The 1,443-nt window shown below is 42.5% G+C and carries 1 protein-coding gene; it reads left to right on the forward strand.

All coding sequences use genetic code 11. The features are described from left to right. Nucleotides 1-181: 181 nt before the first annotated feature. Nucleotides 182-1,399, forward strand: a complete 1,218-nt coding sequence (locus DW817_RS10440) for an ISL3 family transposase (protein ID WP_022227101.1) — start codon at nt 182-184, stop codon at nt 1,397-1,399. Nucleotides 1,400-1,443 lie beyond the last annotated feature (44 nt).

Consider the following 1,443-nt stretch of genomic DNA (forward strand, 5'->3'; position numbering starts at 1 on the left):
GGGGCGCTAAAGTGACCGTCCAGATGCGTGTCCTCTCAGCGCCTACTTTTTTTGGTTCTATAATAAATGTTGGGGTGAGGAAATATTCTTTCCTCACCCCATTTTTGCATAAAAAAGTGGACATAGACGGCATCCACTCTTACAATTAAATCGCCAAACCTAAATGAAAGGAAGATGGCCTATGTCCACATTTGATTATATAGCAAATTCCTTGAATGTCAAAGGTAACGTAATAAAAAAATGCATCCACAGTGAGCAACAAATTGAATTTATTATGGAACTGAATCGAGCTGTTGTCCAATGCCCTAATTGTCATGCGAAGACCGATAGAATCAAGGATTACCGTTGGCAAAGGATTGCTATCGGATCCATTTTGCACCAACAGGCTTTTGTCCGATTACATAAAAGAAGATACGTTTGCCCTTGCTGCGGTCGTACATTCTTTGAAACCGTCCCGTTCCTGCAGCGTTATCAACGCAAATCAAAAGATCTGCAGATGCAGATTATGGTGTCGTGTTTTCAAAAGCGCAGCTTCACAGATATAGCGGCTGACTTCCACACATCTACTACAACGGTCATACGTTACTTTGACCGCCTTCATTTCCCTCATCCCCAACACCTTCCCCAAGTCCTGGCCATGGATGAATTCCGGGGCAATGCTCATGGACAAAAGTATCAGGTCAGCATTACAGACGTAGAACACAATGAGCTCATCGACATTCTGCCAAGACGTGATGCAGACTGGATTATACGTTATTTTCTTCGCTATCCTAAAGCGGAGCGAAGAAGGGTTCGCTATGTTGTAATGGACATGTCTGCCCTTTTTCGTTCTGTCTATAAAACAATGTTCCCGAATGCCACACTGATAGCCGATAGATTCCATGTACAGCGACTTGTTCTCTGGGCTATGGAAAGAGTAAGGAAAGACATTCAAAATACGTTTCCAAAGACCTCACCTTATTTGAAACATAATAAGAGGATTCTCCAAAAGAGGGGAACAACACTAAGTGGAGAAGAGCTGGTAAAGCTGCGCTGCATCCTCTCTCAATCTGATGAACTGAGGCGTGCATATATACTCAAAGAAGCATTTTACAAAGTATTGAGGCAGAAGACTGAATTGGCTGCGAAGCGGGAGCTAAACAAATGGTTAGCTATGGTAATGGGCTACAACTTAGATGCTTTTAAAGGAATTTTAAGATCTTTTAAAGATTGGGAGGCTGCAATTATTCAAGCAATTATCCAGCCATACTCCAATGGATTCACAGAAGGCTGTAACAACCTGATTAAGACGGTTAAGAGAGTTGCATTTGGAATGCGTGATTTCAACAGATTTAGGAACCGGATTCTCTATGTGAATTGGCAAAAAAGGAACTCGGCAAATGCCTTGCCGAGTTCCTAAAAGGCGATTTAGTTGTGGGGCACCCCAACATTTGACAAAGAACC

The organism is Acidaminococcus sp. AM33-14BH (assembly GCF_003603525.1).
Lineage (GTDB): Bacteria > Bacillota > Negativicutes > Acidaminococcales > Acidaminococcaceae > Acidaminococcus > Acidaminococcus intestini.

Coding starts and splice junctions, on each gene's coding strand:
- DW817_RS10440 (WP_022227101.1), top strand. CDS start 182: ATGTCCACATTTGATTATATAGCAAATTCCTTGAATGTCAAAGGTAAC.